Below are 23,226 nucleotides of genomic sequence, written 5' to 3' on the forward strand. Positions count from 1 at the left end.
ATCATGCCGAGCCCGCGGATGAGGCTCTTGGAAACAGCTTATTTGCAAGCTCGAGGAGTGCGATGTGGTCCAGCTGATCAATCTTCTTGCCGCGGGCGGCGAGGCCCCCTGCAAACTTGAGGAGGTTCTTGACGGAGACTTCGACGGCTTTCCTGGCGCGTTTACTGGCGGCAGCCGCGTCCTCGATGAGACTCTTGTCTTTCGTGGAGGGAGGATGATCGGCGCGGGTTGCGCCTTTCCAGGATAGCCGGGTCACGATACTCGAGAAGCACTTCAAGCGCGGAGCTTATCTTCTGGTCGCATCGTGTGCTGCCTTGGTATGTGCAAGAAGCGCCTGGCCGATTGGTCGACGAACAGCTCGGCAATTCAAAGCGCGTGCCGACCACCGCAATCGTAGCGATCGCCGCGATCAGGACTCCAAGCAGCATGGCGGCAAAACCAGCCTGTCTGATACCTGATAGATCGTTGCTGCCGAGTGCGTGTCCGATGCGCACGTTCATCGCCATTCCGATGCAAAACGGGATCATGAATAGGGCAGCTGCAACCTGGAATGCGATCTGATGGGCGGCAACCGCTGTGGTATTGATCACACCCATCAGGAGGGCCGTCGCAGAGAAAAGACCCGATTCCATGAAAATAGCGACCGAAATCGGGGTGCCGACCACGAGGAGTTCCAGCATCAATGGCCAATCGAACCGCCAAAGATATCGGAGCACCTGGTAGTCGCGAAAAGGACGGCAGCATGCAACGAACCAAATACCGGCCAGAAAGGTCCCACTGTTCACCAGGCTAGTCGCAAGGCCGGCTCCGAACAAGTCAAGCTGCGGCAAGCCGAACTTGCCGGTGATCAACAGATAGGCCAGCAGTGCGTTGGTCGGGATGGCGGCGAGCGTGATCCACAAGGCCGGCGCCGGGCGATCGACCGCTGCCATGAAACTGCGGATCGCCAAAAACCACAGCGCCGGCAAGATACCACAGGCGAGCCCGAGCAGATATTGCTGAGCTAAGCGCGCGATAGCCGGCTCCTGGCCAAGCGCTAGCACGATTTGCTCGCCTTGCACCGGCAGAACCATGATCGGCGCCCATAGAGCGAGTGCAATCCATAGCCCCATGCGCAGCGAACTCCGTACCAGGGCTGTGTTTGCCGCGCCACGTGCTTGCGCCGCGAGCGGCCCTACTGCCGAGATCACGCCAGCTGCGAAGGTCAGGCCAACCGATAAGATCATACCGGCAAGCGCGGCTGCCGCGAGGGCCTCGATGCCGATGTGGCCGATCCAGGCCAGATCCGTCGCCATCATCGCGATCTGCGCAAGCTGCGTGAGCGCAATCGGGGTCGCGAGTGTCGCGTTGCGGCGAGTTCGTCACTGAGGTGATGGCGAGCCACCCATTTGGCCAACCCTGAGTTCACAAACGAAGTGCGACACTTCCTTGAGGAGGTGTTGCCATGGGGCGGACTTACAAGCAGCTCTCTCTGGACGACCGATGCGAGATTGCCTGCCTTTCGGCCAATGGCAGCTCGGTCCGCCAAATCGCGGCCCATGAGACCATCTACCGCTTCATCTATGCCCAGCTCGCCCGTCCCACGGACTTCAACTGGCGGCGCTATTTACCGCGCGCCAAGAGCAGGCGAGGCTACCGCGGCAAGAAGGGCGGCAGTCCCGCAAGCTTCATCGAAGGCCGTGTTTCCTTGGCAAATCGGCCGATCGAGGTGGCCGACCGCAGCATCCCCGGACATTGGGAGGCCGACCTCGGCCAGGCCGTGCTGACCGTGCATGAGCGCACCTCGCGCCTGCTGCTCGGCATTCGCCTCGCCAGCAAGGTCGCACGCGGTGTCGCCCGCCATCTCGTGCGCTTCTTCGCGAACATGACGCAGGAGCTGCGCCAGACCGTCACCTTCAACAACGGCACCGAGTTCGTCGGTCATTTGGCACTGCATCGCCTCTCGATCGAGACCTTCTTCTGCGATCCTCACGCGCCCTGGCAGAAGGGCGGCATCGAGAACGCCATCGGAGGAATGCGTCGCTTGATCCCTCGCAAGACCGATCTGGCTACCCTGTCCACAACCCGGTTCCGCCAATGCATCGCGGTTTACAACAACACCCCGCGCAAATGCCTTGACTACAGAACGCCTGCGAGTCCTTTGCCCGTCAAGTGTTGCACTTCGAGTGTGAATCCACCCAACTGGCGACGTCAGGATGATCGGTGCGTGTCGTCCCCTATCTTTCTCATTGAATGCCGCCGCTCCGGATTGCGCGCTTCAGCCAATTGCCCTGCTGACACGACATTCGCGCTCCGATCACGGGGCGCGTCATGGGCAACGTAATTGCTGATAGCATGTTCTCAATCGATGACGCTCCGCTCAAAAATGGTGAGAGCGTTTTCGCCGGCAAGGAAAGCAGTCGCTGTTATGAATGTTGTACTTGCGACTTCGGCTGTTTCCCGTCAGACGCCGCTTGTCTCAAGCGCGACAACACGACGTTTGCAGCGAGCTGATGCAGCGAGAGGCGCATCATTCCTCGTTGGAAAACTCTCAAGCGGGATTAGCATGTCGATTGCTTGAAAGACGTGAGGAGATTTATGTGACCATGATGTTTCTCCAGGAACCCATTCGGGTTTTCAAATGAAGATTGCAGGATCCTTTCGATTTCAGACAGCGCGCGCCTGTATTGCGACGATTTGTCACCTTCAGATCGTGGTTCGATTTGACGGTCGCCACCAATCAGCTTCTAAGGAGCACGGCAGGAATCTGCATACCAGATTGCGGGTGTTGCACCCGAAGGCGATCTCTCGCCTGACCTTTCATCGGTACCTCAGGCGCGAGCATCGATCAACGGCGAGATGCCGAGCCATTTCCCTTGAAGCTGAGCGACGACCAGGCAGCAGGGCTCGTGCTGGCAGATGATGAATGAGCTGATGCAGGACGATTGGGATCCTGAGCAACTATTCAGGCAACGGGACGAGCTCAAGGTCAAGTTGCTTCGTGCCCAATCGATCATAGCCGAATGTAAGGCAGAATTGGCGGAGCTCGAGCGGAGGCTTGAGCGTCGATCAGTCTCGTCGCCGATCGATGAACGCCAGGAGCGGAAATCTGCGGCAAACACTTCCGGCGCGTAAGATGCGCGCCACGCAAATCCCAGAGCGTCAATGATCCTGTCGACCCGCTGGCTGGCATGTTCACGAGTCAGTCCTGGGACCGTTGAAAACGACGGACGCTCGTGAACGCGGAGTCTCTTCAGACTTAGCAAAGCCTTCAATATCTATCGTGTTGCGAACCGACGGCCGAAATGGACGTCTAGATGCGGCACTTCTATCGACTCCGTTTCTCTGTTGTTTGCGGAGCGTTGGCCAGCGGACGCGCGTTAGATTGATGACGCAGACAGGGGCGTATCATCCGCGATTCCGACCGGACATCATCTTTCCGGATTGGGCCGCTCACGCAGAGGTCTTCGAACTCTATTGTTAGAGAGCTAAACCGGAGTGCTTAATCGGCCGTGATTGCTCGGTAAGATCGAGGTACGCCACGACCTGGGCAGTGATCGGGAAAGCTGACCAGCCTCATTGGGCATCGCCTGGATGTTATGAGAGCTGCCCGACTATGTTCCTCAGGGTAGGTTCTCGAGCAGGGGCTGATAATGGCAATCACCTGAGTTCGCGGATGCCAAAACGAGGATTCGAGGCACATCCAAATCCATATGCGGACAGCGATTTCGACAGCTTCTCGAAAGCTTGGACGAATACGAACCAACGTGGATAGGCTTAGAGATGAGGTTGGCGTGGGCTCGCATGGTTTCGATGCATCTGGTGCTGCACAGTGCCGGTGCAGAACGCCGATCTGGAAGAGCAGCAAGCTCGGGCCGAACAAGAGGCCTTTGAGCAGCAGCTGGATGCAGCGCGGATGGCCGATACCGCCCGCCTTCACCGGCGTCCCGGCCCTAAACCGCCGGCCAATGTGTCTGGTACGGATCGCGATTACATTTGGACCATGATTGAGGCCGTCGGCAAGCGCCGAAAGCTGTCACACGCGACGGCCGAGAAATATATCCAGATGCTTTACAAGGTGGCAGCGTACCTGGGCGAGAGACGCCAATCGCCCGAAGAAACTGATGACAAGACGTTAAATGAGCTTTTTGAGACGGTGTTCAAGAACAACAAGCATGTGGGTATTGCACTGCAGGCTCTCCAGGAGCAGCGTGGCGGGCTTAGAAGGCGTAAACGTGGCGCGACTGCTGGGTGTATACGTGGCGCGTATTCGGCATCCGTTGGGCGTATACCTGTCGCCCCAACCGAGGCTGATGCTCCGCTTATCGAAAGCATTATAGAAGAAGGGGTCAATAGAAAGCATTGGGCGCCGCCTAGCCGATCGCTCACCCGCTCCGCCAGACGGGGTCTCTTTGCCGCTTACGGATCAGTTCTGGATGTGGCAGTTGGTCCATACGAAAAGAACATGAGCGCATGTGAGCAAATGTTGGCCCTTCGCCCGATCGGAAAGTCCATCAGCGAAGCCTACAGTCGCGCGAGCAGAGTTGAGGGCATCCCGCAAGCGCGAAGGCTCCACCTTGGCACGATGAGCGTCGTTGGCGTGTCTTAGAGCATAGAAAAGCTGATCGTCGGGTTGACAACTGAAAATTCTGCACCACACCGTCACATGTGGTTCAACATCTTCTTCGGTCAAAGGAGCAGCGATGGCTACCGTGAAAGTCGATATCAATAACTTCCAGTCGGAAGTTCTGGAATCCGCAGCACCCGTCGTCGTCGATTTCTGGGCCGAATGGTGCGATCCCTGCAAGATGATTGCTCCGAGCCTCGAGGAAATCTCCGTCGAGATGGAAGGCAAGGTCAAGGTCGCCAAGCTCAACATCGATGAAAACCCGGAACTCGCCGCCCAATTGGGCGTGCGCTCTATTCCGGCGCTCGCGATCTTCAAGGGCGGCGAGGTGTCCGATTTCTCGGTCGGCACCAAACCGAAGACAGCTCTTTTGAACTGGATTTCGAGCGCTGCTTGATCGATATCGCTCAATTTGTCTTATTGGCGCGGGCCTCGCGTAGCTGCTTGATTTCCACTCGTACGGATCAGTGGCTCTTGGTTGGTTAGGTATTTGCCTGGACGGAGAAAGAGCCCGTGCTCCCGCTGTCCAGACAACGGTGCGGGTCGAGTCTCGGGAACTGAAACTGGAAGAAGGCGGCCTCAGTGGCCGGCAAATGACGCGATGGTAGCTTAGCCGGACGCGTTACTTTCTGCTAAGGGGCCACCTCCGAACTGGAGAAAGGATGCTGTGGTCTTGCCGCATTTGGAAATCTCGAGCTTCCAAGCTTTCTCACTCTGATATCCATAGTTGCTAATCGGCGAGCTTGGCGGGCTTATGACGCGACACCCTGACGCGGGTGTTCTCGTCGCGATCGTCAGCATCTCGTAAGCTGGACTCCGCAATATCCCGTGATCAGAAACCGGCGGCCGGCCTTTTAAAACGGGAGACTAGGCATGGAGTTTGTCGAGCGAGGCCGGGCTGATCGTGCTTTGTATACCATCATCGAAGAAGATGAGGAAATCCAGCATTCGATTACGGAAGCTTCTCCGTCAGCAACTGACCATCTGGAGCAGCCAAGCGCAGTGAGCTGGGTGGAATCATCCGATGGGGAAGACAATTCGGTGGGCAGTATGTCGCCGCAGCTGGGCGCGGTGCTGGCCGAGATTGAACGTCACCCGAATTCTCGCTTGAATCGCCCCTATCGTGAGTCCGCATTGCTTGACAGCCCTCGCCTTTTGCGAATTCCGTCACAGGGGCGCGCTACTGACGGCCTTACAGGGATCATCGACCGCAACGCCATCTTGGATTCCTCGGGCGGTATCGCTTCGGAGATGGACATTCGCAGTTATCGGCTGTGGTGCCTCGAGCGGGGGGCCAGCAGCGGGCAGGAAGCCAATCCATTGACCTTGTCCGCCGCTTCGACGGAGCGCGATGATGGCCGTGAACTGACCATCCCGGTTCAGCAAGCCGTCTCATCACGTTCCGTCGAGCCCGTGCGTGATCAAGATGCCGAGACCCTGAGATGCGTTTTGCTGGATCGCGGAGAGTTGGTCGGACAAGCAGGGCGTCCTGATAGCGAAGGAGGCCCGTACCGTATCTCCGACGCAATGTCGGACCAGCAGAAGACGCGCGAAGCGACGCTTGCCGTCGCCGGCGCGGTGGTTGCCCGCGGCGGCAATCTCGACGGATTTTCGGATCCAGAGTTGGCCGATTTGGTGTACGGCTTCAGCAGATGGCCGGACCAGCAGAAGACGCGTGAAGCGACGCTTGCCATCGCCGGCGCGGTGGCTGCCCGCGCCGGCAATCTCGACGGATTCTCGGATCAAGAATTGGCCAATCTGGTGAACGGTTTCGGCAAGTGGCCGGAAGAAGAAAAAGCACGCAAGGCGATCGTTGCCATCGCCGGCGAGCTCGGTTCCAAGGGCCGTCGCTTCGCCACTTTCAGCACGCCTGCGCTAGTCAGGGTCGCCAACGGTCTGTCGCGGAGTATCGAGGAGGGAGAGACCGCCGGCGAGGTCGCCGAACCGGCCTTGCTAAAGGACCGGCTGCATCGGCTGGCGCACTACCTCCAATATGCCGAGGATCGGCTGCAGCGGGCCGATGTCCATGCCATCGCGAGTATATTCAAGGCGTTCGGCAAGGCGCAGTTGTTGGACGATCTCGGTGCGCTGGCACAGCCGGGGCTGGACAGGCTCGAGGTGTTACGTGCCGCGCCCGAGTTTAAGCGCGACAACAATCTCGAGACGATGGGCAATCTTTGCGCCTCCCTGCTGCCACTGGCTCGCAGCCCGAAGCCGGTGTTGCGCTGGCACCGCAGGTCGGCGCTGAACCTGCTCAACGCCATCCAGCCGGTGGTGGAACGCAAGATCGATGCCTATCTCAAGTCAGGCCAGGCCGAGCGCACCAGCGGCGCCAATGCAAGCCGCTTCCCGGCGCTTTCGATCTATCAGGTGCTCAAGAGCCGGGCGGTGCTGGAGACGCTCTACCGGCGGCCCTATGTCGACGGCGACGAGCTCGCCTTGCAGGCCAGGCAGCAAGAGCTGCACGGCAAGACCAGGCAGATCCTGGACAGTGCCCGCGCCCTCATCTACGCCGACCTTTCCTACAAGAGCTGGAACGTGATCGCCGAGATCGAGGCGAAGGAGCCACTCGAAGCGCTCGACACCTTCATGGCGCAGAACGCATCGATGATCCAGGCCCAGCATGCAGCCGCCAGCTTCGATGTCCATCGGGTCCTTCAGGCCATGGACCACGAGCCGAGACCGCCGCAAGGCGATGCCGGACTGACGCGGCTGCCGGTGGTTGACATGCAAGGCCGGCCGCTGGGCAGCGAAGCCGAGTTGCGCTATTCCATTTTCCACCGCTTAACCTCGGGCGCGGTGAAGGTGGTGGCGGTGCAGCTAAAGGGAACTCCGACTGGCGCCATGCTCACACGCACGCTCACCGTGGAGGGCGTGCCCTACCGCATGGACCTGTTCGGCGGCAGCAAACTGAGGCCGCCGGAAAAGAGCCTGAACCAGCTTGCCTCTCAGCTGCCCTTCGCGGCCGAAGAGGTCCCAAGCGGCAAGCTTTTGGCGATCCCCTATGCCGAGACGGCTCCGGGGACGGCCTTTGAGCAGCTGTCGCGGGCCTGGGCGCCGTTCAAGGAAGCCTATTACTATACCCAGCGCCGCGGATTTGCCTCGCCGCCGAGCATCCCCGACGTTGGTCCGCATGATTATGCGCTGGAAGGGTGCTTCAAGCTGTCCCTTCTGCCCGACCGCCCCGCAGGCGCAGTGCATCCCTTCCGGATCGAGGGGCGAGACGGCGAGATCGCCTTGCGGCCGCATGACGGCTGCGGCTTCATCAGGGCCTCACTGGCCGAGCGCATGCCGGCCATTGCCCGAACTCGCCACGACGCTCCCGAGCGGATGCCGGCCTTTGCCGATAAAAGGCAATCGGCGGTACCGCCCTCGGCGCTGCAACATTATCCACGCAGCGTCGAGGTGGCACAGGAGACCCGCGAGAAGGCTCTGGCTTGGCTCGAAACCCATCAAAGCCTCACCGCCGAGGAGCTGTTCCGGACGGTCACGGGCGGGCATATCGAGGGTTCGGGCGCTATCGCCGTGCCGTCCAGCGACGAATACCTGCATGTGCCGACGGGCAAGAGCAAGACCTTGACCCGTGACGCGGGCGTGCTTGTAGGACGCTCCCCCTATGACAAGCCCAACCTGCGCCCGTTCGCCGCCGACCGGGTCAGGTCGGCGGGCGATGGCGATCGGACCGCGGCGTTCCTGGATCGGTGCGTGGCCTTCCAATACAGCTTCAACGTCGCGCACAGGTCGGGGGCCGGGCTTGCCGCCGACGATCCGACCTTCTTTGCCAAAGGCATCTTGATCGTTGTGCCCGACGAAATGTGGCCGGCGGACTTCGCCGAGCGCGGGGTGGTGATGTCTGCCGAGGACGTAAAGTGCCATTCGCGCTGGCTGGAGGCAAAGCAACGGGTCAAGGCCGACACCGCGCTCGAGTGCGTCGGCATCCTGCAGGCGACGGAGGTGTTCGCGCCCGGCTCTTTGGTTGCGGTTCCGAGCGCTGAACAAAAAAAGCTCGACGGCGATTTTGACGGGGACGCCGTCATCATCATCGGCGACCGACCTCGCCTTTACGAGCATGTGAGCCAGTTCGACGCGCAGCTGCAGGCGCGCGGCATCGCCTCGCTGAAGCCGCCGAAGTCGCACACGCCGGCCATTGAGAAAGGCGGCTACCAGTTCAGCCGGTCCAAGCAGATCCTGTCGGCCTCCGGGCTGGTGCTGGAGACCTACAGCTGCCTGCAGCGCAACATGCTGGCGCAGCCGCTGGACGCGCAACGCTGGTTTGCCGAGCGTGCCATCTTCGGCACCTACGAGGGCATTCATCCTGAGCTCAAGGCCGACATCCGCGCACTGTTGCAGGAAGATCGGCCGGATGGCCAGACCCTCCATGAGCTCATCGCCAGCGCGGTGGAAGACAGCAAGGTCGCCAGGCATCCGGTGGCCTGCGAACTGGCCGCCTTGCTAGTGGCCGAGCTCCAGGACTGGAACCTGCAGCTCAATAGCAAGCCGGCTCATGAGCAGTCGGACGTCAAGCAGCAGTTAGCGCGATCCGTGGCCTCAACCGGCGCGAAGCCTGCCGTCAGCGCCGACGCCGGCGCGCTCTTCCCGAAACTCAGCGAATCCTATCCGGCAGCCGCTGACGCCAGGACGCGCATCGACTTCCTGCTCAACCACTACCAGCCGCGCATCGATCCGCGGCCCGACGGCTACAACCCGGACGATCTGCGTGAAAGCGCCATCAATCTGTTGAGCGTCGGCATCAAGGTCGGCACGGACGCCTACAAGTCCGATACCGGTACGCGGGTGTTCACGCAAAAAGCCAACGAATTGCAGCGGCTCTTGGAGCGGAGGCCGGCCTTCAAGCCGGCGTCCTATGTCAAGGGGCAGGCGGCAAAGCTCCACCAGGGCCGATTTGACGTCGATGGCAGCCTGGCGGATCTGAAGGACAACCCCACGCTGGCAGCCTCGGTCATGGAGGCCTCGATCAGACTCGCCGTCGAAAAGCGCATCCTGCCCAGCGCCTTAGCAATCTCGGCCGACGACGACCCCGCCAGCAGGATAACGCTGAGCAGCGAACAGGCCCTGGAGCGCGCCACGCAAGAAAGCGCGATCACCGAAACTGTGCATGCGGTTGCCGAGCTTTTGCAGCAGGACGGCATCGAGGTGAAGGTGCCGCGTCTTGACCAACGGTCGCTCGGGCAGGTCTGGATAGCCGACGAGTTGACCGGCCAGAGCGTGAGTGCAGCGCCGGAGGCCCAAGTGGTCACCAATGCCGTGCGCCATGTCTTCGAGATCCCGGACGAGGCTTTTACGCGCGCCTTCAGGAAGGCGGCACTGGCCTTCGAGGAGCGGGACTGCAGCGAGGTCGAGACCACCAACTGGTTCATCAGGATGGACACGCCGAGGTTACGTGGCGTTCACACGACGTTCAGAACCGCGCAGAACTATCGCTTCGAGATCGAGTTCCATACGCCGGCCAGTTACCGGGCCGAGCTCGCGCAGAGCGAAGGCGAGCTGGTCCCCGTTCCCTGTGGCGCCTGGGACATATTGCCCTGGGGCCCGTCAGGAGAAAGCAGGTCGAGGGCGGCAGTGACCCACAGGTCGACCACCGTCGCAAGACAACAGATTGCCGTCGCTCGCTCGCCGCAAGCCGGCGAGATCCTCGCGGCCCTCGGTACGCGGCCGGTCGTGCTCGTCGGCATGCCGGCGAGCGGCAAGTCGCGCATCGGCGCCCAGCTTGCCAAGGAGTTGGGGGTGGAGTTTGTCGACATGGATAAGCGTATCGTCGCCGAGCACGGTAATCTGATGGAGATGTTCGCTGACCCTGGCCGGGGCGAGGCACACTTCAGGGACCTGGAGACCAAAGAGCTCACCAAGCAGCTGGAGAGAGGGCCCATCGTCATCGCAACCGGCGGCGGCTGCTTTAGCAAGGAGTCCAATCAAGCCCTGATCCTCAATAAGGCGACGTCGATCTGGCTCGACACCGAGCTGAAAGAGCTCCGCAGGCGCCTGAAAGGGGACACCAGCCGGCCGCTGCTGCAAGGCGTCGACATCGAGCAGAAGGTTGACCAGCTGCACGAAGAGCGCAGTCCGTTCTACCAAAAGGCCGATATCAGGTTGCCCATCGTCCCGCCCTTTCAGAAAGAAAAGAAGGACGCCCGCATTTGCGTAAAGGAACTCTACGCTTTCCTGTGCAGCGACGGAGAAGCCGCTCTGCCCGCTGCCGAGATATCACATGTCTCCGGTGCTTCCGGCACCGCCATCAGCATGTTCCCAATAGCGTAGCGCATGCACGATGATCATCACAACGGCTACGATTGCGGGGGCGGCGTCGTGGAAACCATCCGGGCGCCGGCGGCACCATTGAGTGAAGCGGAACGGCCGCCGCACCTCGACACCCTCATCGCCGACCAGCAGCCTTTGCTGGCCGACAGTAACGCACGAGCGGATTTAGCGTCTTCCACGAGAAGCAGAGAACGCTCAAGTCGAGGACGATAAGCTTTAGCCAGCATATCTCACGGAGTTTAAGCGCATCGGGGCTCCGAATCAGAGAAAATTGTTTTGCGAGAACGACTTCTTCTGATTCGAGGAGAGCCCCGATGCAGACAGAGTGTATCCCGGATATTTTTGGATTTGAAGCGGTCGAAGGCCGGCGGTGGTAGCGGCGTTTGATGGAGGCTCGGTCACGTCGGGGGGCCGCAATTTCAGAAGCGCCGGCGAGCTAGCAAAATCGCCAGGCGTTCTGCCTCACCTCTTCAGTTCTTTTTTGAGACAGCTCAGTTTGAGCGTTTGGGCTGAAACTGTTTGGAGGATATTCGTGAAGTTGAGAGCACTGCTTGGCCTCATGTTCGGAGCCTCGCTCGCGATTGGTGCGACACTTGAGATGCCCGGCTCTGGTGGTCGCCGGGGGAAGCAGCATCGTCAGCGTATCGGAGGCAATCACACTTCAAGCTGAATGTTTGGCAGCCTGCATCGACGAGGAGTTGGTCATACCGCAGATGATCGGGACTCCTGCCGGGAAGATCGAAACTTCGTGTCTTCGACGATCGGATTTCTTGGATGGCTAGAGCACAAGCTGCTCATTGCGAATGAGTGGCGAGCACAGTCAAGCGGAATCCGTTAGCGACCCAGCCATTATGCGAAACCCAACATCAGGCATACGGCAAGGGCAACCAGCCATGAAGAATCATCGGAGACGACAGATGAAGAGCGTGGATTGAAGCATGTCACCTTCGACAAGATCGCGCTCTTCATCGATGGCCCCAACCTCCACGCAACGGCTAGAGTGCTCGGCTTCGAGGTCGACTACAAAGCGCCTGCTAGGGGAATTTCAGCGCCGCGGCACACTGCTGCGGGCGTTCTATTACACGCCGATCATCGAGGATGAGGAATATTCGGCGGTCCGGCCGCTCCTCGATTGGCTCGGCTATAACGGCTAGTGTCGAGCAAAAAAACGAGCAAACTACAGTTCTCGGTTACAAGTAAGTCGTTGATTTCGCGGGCGTAGTTCAATGGTAGAACGGCAGCTTCCCAAGCTGCGGCTCCCGGCAGTAGGCGCTCACGGTGATGAACAGGACCCGCCAGGCGACGCGTGCGGTTGCGATGCGCTCTATGGCGACGATTTTTGCCCCTGAGCTGGGCCAAGATCGATACTGATCAAGACAGCCTGTCGGCAGTTGACCCAAATCGAGTGCGCCGGGCCCAGGCTACGATGGATGACCGCCACCTTGAGTTTCTCAAAAGTCGCTTAATTCTTCCAGAATTCGTATTTTCCTGGAGGTTAGCCCGCATAAACACGTTCCTTCTGGATCGACCCATTCCGCGTAATGGCCGGTCCGAAGTCGGACAACGGGCATGCGGGAACGGTACAGGTTGGAAATGACGAGTTCTGTCGCGCGCTCATCGTTCCTTGAACTGAGCTCCGCGTAGATAAGGCCTTCATGAAGGTGGTACTCGCCAGGGCCGCATGAGGAGCATTGGAAGCCTACCGCACCGTGGTCCGGCGTCTGAAATACAGAGTGAAAGGACAAATCTTTTCCGAATCGCTGCGCGAGTCTCGATCGAAGCTGCCGTGACAAGGGCTCTGCGCCTTTAATAATGCGCCTAATCCCAGCGTAAGTCAGATCGCCAAGTTCCAAGTAGGACAGGAGTGGAAGGAGAGCACTCAGAGGTCCAAGGATTGCGGTTGCCCGCAACTCTCGCATGATGTCCGCATTCTCCCGCCCTCTCTTGTAATCCCCGATGGGGATGACGGTGCATGCCGTTCGTGACAAGGCATAGAAGCTGCAATATTCGGCGTAATAGGTCCCGCTCCCTCCCAGTACGAGTACCCTGTCATCACTGGCGATGCCTGAAAGACAGTACGCTTTTCCGTCGAAGCATGCGTTGTACAGCAACTCCTCATGCGTTCCGATGAGGGTCCGCGGCTTCCTCGCTCTTCCTATGCAAAGGATCATGTCTGAGCCGGGACATGATCGACCGGCTTCAGAGGGCGGAGATGAATGCAGATGCTCAGAGTGATCGTAAATGTCCCTTATGCCCACCGTTGCCCAAGCCGACTTGATGTCGGCCAACGTCGGTTGTTTGCGCCCGACTGGGAATTGATGGCGCGTGGCAGGATGTCTGATCGCTCTGCGCCATAGCCTAAGTAACGACCGCCGATGGTAGTCGGCGCGGCCTTGAGCGGGAATGAAGTCCACGTCGATTGGGTTGACTTTGGGATCCACTGACTATCCTGAAGGAGGGCCATCGCTGATGATGATGATCCGGATGCGCGTCTGTAGGAGTTGCCATGACTCCAGGTTCTTTGAACCGCAGTCGTTCTATTGTCGACGGTGAACGTCGGCGATGCTGGCTCAGCGCGAGAGTGTTCGCTGCGGGGGATCTGTGGTCGCAGGAAGAGGACACATGCGAGGAAGGGACGCATCGATGAGGGGACCGAATGTAGAACTGGTGCCAGGGACAAGCCTCAAGGCTGCAGCGCTCCCGATGATGTTGCATTGTGCTGTACCACTTAGGTGCATGAGTTGGGCCAAATATGGTGGCGAAAATTACTTAGAATCTTGCCGGCGATTGTCGCGTTTGCGACGTATTGGCAGATTCGTGACGGCTAAAAGGGAGGCTTCCGGACAGAAGGCCCTTGGCGCTGCCGCGCGACGCCTTGGTTACATCGAGAATGACTGTCGGCCGGCGCTCATGTGAGCGGTACGCTCTCCTGCCTATGGCGCAGGCGCGAGGATCGGTCGCGGCTGTTGATCCGTGCCATATGATGCGACGTGCGCGGAGCAAAAGCGATAACGGCACTCGCCCGATCTCGCAGCAGTTCGTGCGATCGAACGTGGTGATCTTCGCAGTCAAGAGGTGCTATCGGGAGCCGCTGCTGGTACGCGCGTCAAGCGCTTGCACTGGAGTGGTGAACCGTACCCCGAAGAAGGGGGAATCGATGCTGCTCGTTAGGAGCAGGTGACTATCACGCCCGTTTGGCGTTTGCATCGCGAACGATACATTCCCCCATTCGCAAAGGCGTGATTGCGCGACAACTTCTTCAATCACGGCCTTTGCCTCGTAGTGCGTCTCATGCTCGCTATACAGCCGTTGCGCCCTCGGGACAAACTCTCCGGCCGTAGCGTTGACCACGATGTTGGAACGCTGCGGTATCAAGGCGTCTAGGAGTTCTTCCAGAAGAAAATACTCTGTTGACGATCTGTACTCGCCAGGATTCTTCGATAGTGCGGCAAAGAACCTTTGATGATAGTTCAAATAGACAAGCGTGCCCTTGGTATCCATGGCGGCTTCGATAACCGCAAACCGCTCGTTCTGCTGCCGGACTTCGATGATTTTGCATGAAGCGCTCACACAGTGTCCGGCAACCCTTGTGGATATCGAAAGTTGAGGAAACAGCGCCAGTTTTGCCTCAATCTCTGAAAGCCGGACATGGCTGGGCAAAAAGTTGCTGTCCGGCTCTGTCGGTTGCGAATCCGAGAACAAGCGAGCAAGAAGCCCCTTTTCGAGTTGCGCTTTAGATGCAGAAAATGACGCTGCGCCATGTTCGCTGTTGGAGAATCCTTCCAGTAGCGCTTCAACGCGGCTGTAGTTGAAGGGGTGAGACAAGGGTACGAAATCATCCTGCACGCGGGCGCGGAGAACCTTTTCTTCCTGCTCAGTTATAAGGAAGTCCGGACGGATTCGAGCCCGAATGAGGTCGTCGAGATTTGTTTCGTACAAGCTTCTCCGACGATCTGGAATGGATTGCCCTGACGTACGAATGTGATTCGTATACGCTTCACATGGCCTGCGCTCCAGTTCAAACAGCAGATCGCGGAAGGGTAGTCCGCGGATGTGATGCAGGGCTTGGCGAAGTCCGATGATGCGCCAAGTCGACAGGGATGACGCAACAGCGAGTTCACCAAACTGGAGTGGGGATACCAAGGATGTATCCAACCCCCAAAGTGCAGAGTGGTTTTCGCTCGATTGTGAAAGCTTTATCCGTTGAAGATAGGCTCTTACGGCAACTTCCGCGTGTAGATCGGCAGACTCTTCTGCAGTTCGATCGCCTCCAGATGAGAATAGAACGCGAGAAAGCCGCTCGAGGATCGTGGCATTTCTGAACTGGTTGATGTGTTCGGACTCGTGCGCAAGTGGCCAAAGAAATACCGCTGCTAGCGGAGCCAGATTGCCGTCAGTTCGTCTTTTTGCGGCAAGGGTTTCAATGTCGTCCACTGGGTCGATGATAAGATCGAATACGAGCCGGTACTCAATTTCCTGCAACTTTCTGAATATCGAGAACGTGTGGTAATTCTCAAGGTCATTGAGAATTTTGTCGTGCTGCGATTTGGAAAGAACGTCACTCGAGCTTTGATGGTATCGGCGCGCAGAGTGACTGTTAATTGATTGCTCTCGTTCGTGGTAGACATCGAATAGGAAGTGCGTGTACGCCTCCCCGTCGACGTGCAGGCAATAGAGAAGCATCTCGGCGAACCCGCTGTCGATGATGATCGTATTGGGACCGACGGCGAGCATGTTATGGTAGGACGTTTCGAACGTGCGTTGGTATCTTCGCAGTGCCGAACTCGTCAGCGCTTTTCGTACGTCAACAAAAAAGATGCATAGCTGCATCGTTTTATCGCAAGGCTCGTTTAATCCGATCGTCGCTTTCGATCCGGACTGGTCGGAGAGCATGTATTCAAAATCAGCTTTGAAAAAAGAGAACCTGTGATCGATGACGTCTGACGAAGCGATATCCCCGGCGAGGGCGCCTGAGCCAATGGCACTCCAAGGATGCAAGCATGTAACAAGGCTGACAATGACGAGGGCGTAACCGACCCAGTTCATTTCGCCGCACGCCCTTTTTTAGGAATAGATAATACCGTCTGGAAAAAGAACCCGTTTTGGAAGCCGACCAAGCAGGTCAAATAGACGTCGTTCACGTCGCGCAAGAGCTGAATGACGGACAAGACAACGATCGGGCTGGCTATACTGGCCAGAATGGCGGATTTCAGAGAATTGAAAAAGATCGAGTTGGCTGACAGCTTGTAGAAGTCGTCGGAGTTGGTGGAGGAGAAAAAGTCGAAAAGCGATTTCGAGATGATCCCTATGGCAACGGATAAGATGATCCAAATGCGGAACTCCGTAGGCGGCACTTCGTTCAGTGGTTTCGTGATCTGAGTGATTATGTCAAATAGCGACAGCAGTGCGCTGACAACGGCGAGCGTCACGCAAGTCAGCGCGACGACGCCAAGGACCAGTCTAGACTTCCACATAGGGGTTGATCTCGCCACTAGCAATGGTTGTGCTTGCCTATATAGACAACATGGTCGCTGAAACCAACGGTGGTGAAGGCGAGATTTGCCCTATAAGAGGGCAGAGTGTGGCTTCGAAAGAAGCCTCGAGCAGGCTTGCCAAAAAAGGGCGTGGAGTAGAGGGACCCGAACCCCACGTCTTCTAGGCAACTGATTTTTGAGCGAGGAGGCAAAAAGTACGCAAGGGATGCGTTAGGGCATTCCTGTCCAGACGGCTGATGGGACGAGTTTGTGCTCCGAAGCAGTAGCCCGATCGTCGATCGGAGCGAAAGTTGAAGTTTCCTCCCTCAGTAAACCTGCTCATACAAGCTGCAGATTTCCAGTTGAGGTTTCCCCTCGAGGAATGCCATCTCTCCCTTCTTGTGCTTTGCGTATGTCTCGGTGAAGCCGGCGGGAAACCAGCCGCTTACCGTGGAATTCGCCAGCAAGCGATCAAGAGCTTCGGGCAGCGATGTCGGCAGGCGGCAGTATCCACGCTCGGCCAGAGCAGATGTATCAAGAAGAGAGAGGTCCTCGGTGGTTGCGTCCGGTGTCGCCAGCTCCTCTTCGATGCCCTGGACCCCGGCGTGTACGATAGCGGCGAGTTGCAAGTGCGGGCTCGCCGTCGCGTCGGCAGCGCGGAATTCAAAATTGAACTGAGCTGCTTTGGAAATATCGCTCAAATCAGAAACGGGGCAGATGCGTACTGAAGCTTCGCGGTCGCGGAAGCCAAGATTATTGAAGGCCGCGCTCCAGCGATGCGGTGTGAGTCGCAGGTAGGATATGACGCTCGGCGCTGTGATCGCGACGATCGCGGGGAGGTACTTGAGGATACCACCGACGAATTGGCCAGCGGTTTTGGAAAGTTCATGTTTGCCGTTCGGATCCCAGGTTGCCGGCGTGTCGCTATTGAGGAAGCTGAGATGAATGTGAACGCCGTTGCCGACGCCGGCTGGGTCCCGGATCGGGGTGAACGTAACCTCTTTCCCAAAAGCGTTCGCAACCAGGTGCACCAGTTCGCGTAGGATTGTAGACTGATCCGCTATGGCGATCCCGCGCGACGGCCCCATCGTGACTTCATACTGGCCAGAACCGAACTCCTTCATGAACGTGTCCGGCTCCAGGCCCGCCGCGCGCATGGCTGCTACGAGTGTCTCAGCCAGGCGTCGCTCGATACGGAAGCCGTTAACGCTATACGCCTCCCCAATGCGACCCGCGTCATTGCGGAATTGGAACTCGTGTTCGAAAGCCCCCAGCAGCGTCAGGCCGGTGACCCGATTGAAGCGGTCGAGAGCACTCCTGAGGATCGACCGGGTACAGAATTCCCACGGTCGCCCATCAGTGTGGCGGATATCACCGAGCGCGAAATGCTCTGCCGGCAAATCGTCGCTTAATTGTACGCGGACCCTTGCAGTTTCATCGGGAATGAGGACGAGGTCACCAAGCGAACCAAACGGGCTTTCGGCAATGGTGTCGAAACACGTGATCTGAGCGTTGGTTGGCGTCCAGCCGATGCCCCGCTTGGTCCGCTTGTCGAGTTGCGTAGCAGGAAACGCCTTGCCACGAACCTTGCCGGCAAGATCCGTACAGCATGCAATGAGCATTTCCTCAGCGATCATTGTTTTTCCTCCGAAGGCTGACCCGGTGGCACCAGGCGAAGCCGGTCCCAGGCCTCGAGCCGTTTTTTGGTCGTGGACCAGTTTGATTCCGATACTTTGACGATCAAGGCTTCGACGAGCGTGAGTGCGCAGACCAGCGTGTCCCACGCTGTTTCAATTTCGATCGGCAGGGCAATAACATGGTCGCTGTGACGGGCGATTGGCGACATCCACTTGTCGGTGATCAACACAATTGACGGTCGGCATTCCCTTGCGACGATATCGGCGAGCGTCTGCAGGTCGGGCTGGTAGCGGCGAAAGTCGAACAGCACTAGAACATCTTGCCTGCGGATCGCCAGCAGCTGGTCCGGCCAGTGCTCCGGATTGGGTGGAAGATGATAGACCTTCGGTCGAATCTGCTTGAGGTGCACCGAGAGGAAACGAGCGATGCTGTCACTGACGCGGCCGCCGAGCACGAACACGGCTCGGGCGGGATCCGCGATGAGCCCCAAGATCCGATCGAATTGTTCCTGCGGAACGCTGGCGCTCATCTCATGTATTCGTTCGGAGGCCCGCCGCGCATAGTCGGCCAGAAATGCACGACGGCTGCCGAGCTTTTCAGTGGCCTTGAGCTCCAGCGGCGAGCGTCGGCTTTCCCGCAATTCTGCTATCAACTGGCGCTGGAACTCCTGATAGCCGGCAAAGCCGATCTTGGTGACAAAGCGCGTGATCGAGGGCGCACTGACGCCTGTACGCTCGGCCAATTCCTGGATGGTTTGGAGCGCGCCGAAAGGATAATCCGCAAGCACGGCATTAGAAATCTTGCGCTCGCTGGCGGTTAGGTTGGCGCTTTCACGCCTTATCGTTTCGCGCACGGTCATGATGACTTCAAATGCTGATCAAGGAAGAATGGGATATCCATCCTCGAGTACTATCGATTATGAAAAAAATTAGTCAAACGAAAAAATATAGTTGACTCTGATTGATAAGTTTTGTTGATTGCTGATGCCGAAGGCAAGCTGCGGGATCCGGTGATGTCGCCGCGCATTTGCAACGCCTTTGCTCCGCACCGACGTCTCGCGGCTAGCGCAATTTGTCACGAAGAGCCAACGACGGGCATCCTCGTTTCAGCTGATGTGCTCGATGGTCCGACTGTTCCGAACATTTTCAGCGCAGCCGCACCGCTCTGCCGTAGGCTGATCCTGCCCAGGGGCGCTGATCTAGATGAGGAAGCGGAATTGGCCGGGTGCGGATACCAAGCCAGTCGTCCTCTTTACGACGCGCGCCAAGACCTTGGCGTAACCAGTGGTGACTGGAAGCGCGCATCGAGAGCATCGTTGCTTCAGTTAGTCCTTGTGACGGCGCGCGGTCCGATTCCAACAGCCGTGCCCAGCATGCCGTACCAGGCTGAGAAGCGAGATGAAATGTTGATGTGCAGCGATAAGTCGGCCTAGCCTTGCTGTGCACCCGATCATTAGTCCGCCGCGACGCGCTGCGCTGTCAGATCGGCGGAGCGCAGGAATGTCGCAGCGAGCAAGGCTGAGAGAGCATAGCCGAGGCCCGGCAGTAGTAGCGTGACGCCGTAGCCTAATCTCGCCCCAATAAATCCACTCACCGCGAAGCCCACCAATGCAGACGCCGCCATCACCGAAGTCAGGAACGTGACATCTGTCCCAGCCTTGCCCGGCCGGGCAAGCCCGAGAAACCAGTTCGTGAATGTAACATGCTGGACTGCGAGTGCCACGAACACGATCCCAACGCTTACGACGGCGCTCACGCGAACGTCGACATAGCGGTCGACAATTGCAAGCGCTCCAAAACTGATAGCCAGGACTGCACAGCCCCAGATCACGCCTCGGTGCGGCGCCATTCGCTTCAGGATCGCGCCGGTCAGTGGCGCAACGATGGTATACGTTAATGCGTCCGACAACGCTCCGATCCACCCGATCTCTGCCGCGGCAAAGCCGAGGTCAACGAGCCGCAACTGCATCATTGCAAACGCCACAGCAATCCCGATAACGCCGGGCGCGATCGTTGCGGCCGTCGACCACAGGCCATTGTTGCGCAAGATTGTGAGAATAGACAGGCGCTCGGGCTGGCGCCGTCGGTCCTTGCGGACGAGCGGTTCAGGAATCCCAAACACCCATGCAGCGAAAGCGGCCAGCAGCAGCGCCAGACCCAGCAAAGCTGGACGCCAGCCGAAAATTCCGATCAGTTGGAGGCAGACCGCGCCACCGATCACGTGGCCGATGACCCGACCCCAGCCCAGCAGTGTGGCCCCCAACGGACGCTCGCCGGAATCGAGAACTTCCGCTATGTAGCCCAACGTTGCGATCCGTTGCGTGGCGGCAATGGCCGCAAGGGCAAGAGAAACAAGAAAAATCGGTACGAAATCGGTTCTTGGGTTCAAAAATGCCATTACTGTCAGCACAGTGGCAGTGCCGACTTGAGTCATCAGGATCCATGACCGCCTCAGCCCGAGACGATTGAGGCTCCATCGATCCACGACAGGGGCCCAAAGAAAGTTAACGGTGAAGGCAAAGAGCGCCATGCCATACAAGCCAACCAGTTGCAGGCTGGCGCCGTTGGCCCGAAGGACCACTGGAATGGCCGAATAGATGAACGCGATCGCCAGATACTGCTGACTGGCCAACGCAACCATCCCGATATGCGGCATGTAACGGCTTCCCATCAGTCTCTTCCTTAAGAGCAGTTTCACATGTGCCTCGATAGCTCGGTTTGAACAGGCGGCGGATCGTTCTAGGGCAGCAGCGCCTCAGCGCAGGTTCTGCAACTCCTGAGAATGTCGAGCAGGCGATGAAGCCGGAAGCTGCTTGTCCGTTTCAATCGTCTGCTCGAGGTCACCTTGCAACGTCGTCCGTTTGCGCGCAGAAAGAAGCCGGTCTTGCCACCCCTAGGTCCTGACGCGATATCACCGCTGCGCTTTCTCGATTGCTCGGCTCAGGAGCGGGCAACGTTGTCCCCTCAGCCGCGGTCAGGGCCGAGTGTTTGGAGGTTGCGGTGCCCGACGCGCTTCCGTGCAGGCGCAATTGGCCGCAACATTGCTGTTCGGCGCCGGCGCCGAGGGCGAACCACCACAAACAATGAAGTCCGCCGGGCCGGCGCTGATAAGGAAAACACCTGCACGCTAGTCCTTTCGATCGAGGCTTCCGAGCTAGGTCAAATCGGCGGCAGGGGGCTGGGCTGGATCGGAGCGTCGGTTGCCAAGGGGCCGGGCGCGAGTGGCAGTGCTACTTCGGATCAGGTCGTACCCAAAAGATGCGCACCGCGCACGACATCATCTTGTCGAGCAAAAGTCACCTGCCAGGAACGGGGGGCGACGACGTCGCTACATTGGCGAAGGAACACTGAATAACCTCCCGTCGTAACCACCGCCGGCCTGCGCGCCAATATATTCTCTAACCCACAGAACGGTCGGCGGCTTCACTGCTGGGCCAAAGCCCGCCGAATTGACCTCGCAGCTTGCGATGGGCGCAATCATTGTGGGTTCCGCAAGGACGAACTCAAGATCACGTCAAATCCTCCACTGCGGCTTCTCGGTTTTCAGCCAAGCGCCATGCAACTGGTACATCGGCGCGGCGGTATGAATGAAGCAAACAGCGTGCCGCTTGAAAATTGGCGGTTCTCTTGTCGCCTCGCATCGGGTGTGTGCGTCAAATCTTGAACATTGGTCTTGAACCCGACAATCGCGCTGTTGGCATTGACGGTACACACTGCGCCCAACCATGCGCAATTCAGGGGCGGAACGCTGGGATGTGACACGCGCACCCAGCGCGTCGCGGCCAAAAGGCGAATGTAATCTTCTTCCGCGATCAACGACATCTCGATGCCGAACAGCGGAGGGGCGGCTGTCAAGTACTGGACCCGGAAGGAAATTCAGGGGAACGGCAGCGCTCAAAAAGAAGATCAATCCGACTCGGCTTCCCATTGAGAAAAGGAAAAGTGCCTGGTTGGAAAATCTCCAGCAATGAAGGAAACCTTGGACCATCCGAGACGATGCATTCATATCGGTGATCGCAAGAGTGACATCTGCGAACTTTCTGCGTCGCGCGGGAGATCGGATCTCATTTCCGGACCAAGCCCTGCGTTGCCCGCCGGGCTGGAGACGGCGATCACACCATCGCCGGCGAAATGGATCAGGTCGCTGCCGAACGGCTCCATCATATTGAAGTCAGAGGCAGCACAGCGATTCCGGCCGTCTTGAGATCGGTATCGCAAGATACGCGTCCTATCGCCGACCGGAAAGCGGAAGCGCTATCCCGCTCTGAGCCTGACTGTGATCCACGCCGAAGAGCGGGGGATGTCGAAAACGGAAAGAAGATCGGCTGGAAGCCGATCACCGACTGCCTGTCGGTTCCCGCAGGCAGACGAAACGACGGAAGGTCGTCCTTGAATGGCGACCAGCTGAGCATCCCTCGCGCTATCCACGCCGACTGGCATGTCGCGAAGCTGGAGGTGGAAACCGGATGGTCATTGCTCTCAGCGGCTCAAAGGACTGGTCGAAGCAATATGACTTGTCGCTTACGGCCAAATGATCTGCGGTTTGTCCCGGGGGCAGCACGACCAGGCGATGAAGAGCACTCAACTGATCGATCAGCGGGACGGGACCGCCACATCAATCCTCTGGTGCCTCAATTGGAACAGCAAAGCCCGCCTTTACGCGGTCCATTATGACCATGGTTTTGAAGCCCTTTATGTCCGGGTTCTCATAGAAAAATCGCCGGGTGAACTGCTCATATTCTTCCATGGTCCGCGCGGTAACATACAAGACAAAATCTGCATCACCGGTGACGTAGAAGCCATTGACGACGTCAACGGACGACTTGATCGCCTTTTTGAATCTGTCGATGATATCTGAACGCTCCCGCTCCAGATTTACCAGCACGAGCATCTGAATAGGCCTTCCCACGGCCTTCGCAGAAACAATCGAGACATCGGCCTCGATGATGCCTTCTGAACGGAGCCTCTTCAGCCGTCGTTGACAGGCGGTCGCGGAAAGGCCCGCCATTTCGCCGATCACCTCGGATGTCAAACGATTGTTCTTTTGCACGATCTCGAGGATTTTGGCGTCTATCCGATCGTACTGCATGGTCGTCTCCAGCCTACAGGTGGATTTCGCCGCAAAATGCCTGCGTGATGCAGGAAATCATCCGAGCGGCAGGAAATGCGATGCAAATGTCTTGTGCGACACCAGTATCCTGAATGCACAGGAAATTTCAACAAAATGACCGCT

12 protein-coding genes and 2 pseudogenes are annotated in these 23,226 nt (G+C 58.4%); 6 read left to right on the forward strand and 8 right to left on the reverse strand.

Annotated features, from left to right (window positions below):
* Positions 1–161: 161 nt before the first annotated feature.
* Positions 162–1,295 (reverse strand): MATE family efflux transporter, encoded by a 1,134-nt coding sequence (locus tag AS156_RS12445; protein ID WP_245312745.1) that lies wholly within the window; start codon positions 1,293–1,295, stop codon positions 162–164.
* 149 nt (positions 1,296–1,444) lie between these two features.
* Here AS156_RS12445 and AS156_RS12450 point away from each other — a divergent pair, with 149 nt between their 5' ends.
* From AS156_RS12450 to AS156_RS44295, 5 genes and pseudogenes are all read left to right on the forward strand, one after another.
* Positions 1,445–2,323 (forward strand): IS30 family transposase, encoded by an 879-nt coding sequence (locus AS156_RS12450; RefSeq protein ID WP_066504044.1) that lies wholly within the window; start codon positions 1,445–1,447, stop codon positions 2,321–2,323.
* Positions 2,324–3,811: 1,488 nt separating this feature from the next.
* The gene (locus AS156_RS12460) at positions 3,812–4,588 is read left to right on the forward strand and encodes a hypothetical protein (RefSeq protein WP_136626175.1); all 777 of its coding nucleotides are present in this window, start codon (positions 3,812–3,814) and stop codon (positions 4,586–4,588) included.
* 94 nt (positions 4,589–4,682) lie between these two features.
* Positions 4,683–5,003 carry a thioredoxin gene (gene trxA, locus AS156_RS12465; protein ID WP_066504046.1) on the forward strand — a complete coding sequence of 107 codons (321 nt, stop codon included), beginning with the start codon at positions 4,683–4,685 and terminating at the stop codon, positions 5,001–5,003.
* A gap of 1,052 nt (positions 5,004–6,055) precedes the next feature.
* Positions 6,056–11,095, forward strand: a pseudogene (locus tag AS156_RS12470) (shikimate kinase).
* 718 nt (positions 11,096–11,813) lie between these two features.
* Positions 11,814–12,033, forward strand: a pseudogene (locus AS156_RS44295) (NYN domain-containing protein); the annotation flags it as partial.
* Between the two features lie 1,927 nt (positions 12,034–13,960).
* Here AS156_RS44295 and AS156_RS12485 read toward each other — a convergent pair.
* The 4 genes from AS156_RS12485 to AS156_RS12500 form a co-directional block, all read right to left on the reverse strand.
* Positions 13,961–15,928 carry a hypothetical protein gene (locus AS156_RS12485; protein ID WP_066504049.1) on the reverse strand — a complete coding sequence of 656 codons (1,968 nt, stop codon included), beginning with the start codon at positions 15,926–15,928 and terminating at the stop codon, positions 13,961–13,963.
* Positions 15,925–16,356 carry a hypothetical protein gene (locus AS156_RS12490; RefSeq protein WP_066504051.1) on the reverse strand — a complete coding sequence of 144 codons (432 nt, stop codon included), beginning with the start codon at positions 16,354–16,356 and terminating at the stop codon, positions 15,925–15,927. Before AS156_RS12490 ends, AS156_RS12485 begins: the two co-directional genes overlap by 4 nt.
* A gap of 326 nt (positions 16,357–16,682) precedes the next feature.
* A complete protein-coding gene (locus tag AS156_RS12495; protein ID WP_066504053.1) occupies positions 16,683–17,993 on the reverse strand; it encodes a type I glutamate--ammonia ligase in 1,311 nt (436 codons plus the stop codon).
* Positions 17,990–18,853, reverse strand: a complete 864-nt coding sequence (locus tag AS156_RS12500) for a MurR/RpiR family transcriptional regulator (protein WP_066504054.1) — start codon at positions 18,851–18,853, stop codon at positions 17,990–17,992. The genes AS156_RS12495 and AS156_RS12500 overlap by 4 nt, the downstream gene beginning before the upstream one ends.
* Positions 18,854–18,967: 114 nt before the next feature.
* Between AS156_RS12500 and AS156_RS12505 the strand changes: the two genes are divergently transcribed.
* Positions 18,968–19,426 carry a hypothetical protein gene (locus AS156_RS12505; protein ID WP_136626176.1) on the forward strand — a complete coding sequence of 153 codons (459 nt, stop codon included), beginning with the start codon at positions 18,968–18,970 and terminating at the stop codon, positions 19,424–19,426.
* Positions 19,427–19,446: 20 nt separating this feature from the next.
* Here the strand turns inward: AS156_RS12505 and AS156_RS12510 are convergent, their stop codons facing one another.
* From AS156_RS12510 to AS156_RS12515, 3 genes are all read right to left on the reverse strand, one after another.
* Positions 19,447–20,664: an MFS transporter gene (locus AS156_RS12510; protein WP_136626177.1), complete on the reverse strand. Its 1,218-nt coding sequence runs from the start codon at positions 20,662–20,664 to the stop codon at positions 19,447–19,449.
* An 872-nt stretch (positions 20,665–21,536) separates the two neighbouring features.
* A complete protein-coding gene (locus AS156_RS41990; protein WP_160331088.1) occupies positions 21,537–21,848 on the reverse strand; it encodes a hypothetical protein in 312 nt (103 codons plus the stop codon).
* Between the two features lie 760 nt (positions 21,849–22,608).
* Positions 22,609–23,082, reverse strand: coding sequence for an Lrp/AsnC family transcriptional regulator (locus AS156_RS12515; protein ID WP_066504057.1), 474 nt, complete (start codon positions 23,080–23,082; stop codon positions 22,609–22,611).
* Positions 23,083–23,226 lie beyond the last annotated feature (144 nt).

It is taken from the genome of Bradyrhizobium macuxiense, assembly GCF_001542415.1.
Classification (GTDB): domain Bacteria; phylum Pseudomonadota; class Alphaproteobacteria; order Rhizobiales; family Xanthobacteraceae; genus Bradyrhizobium; species Bradyrhizobium macuxiense.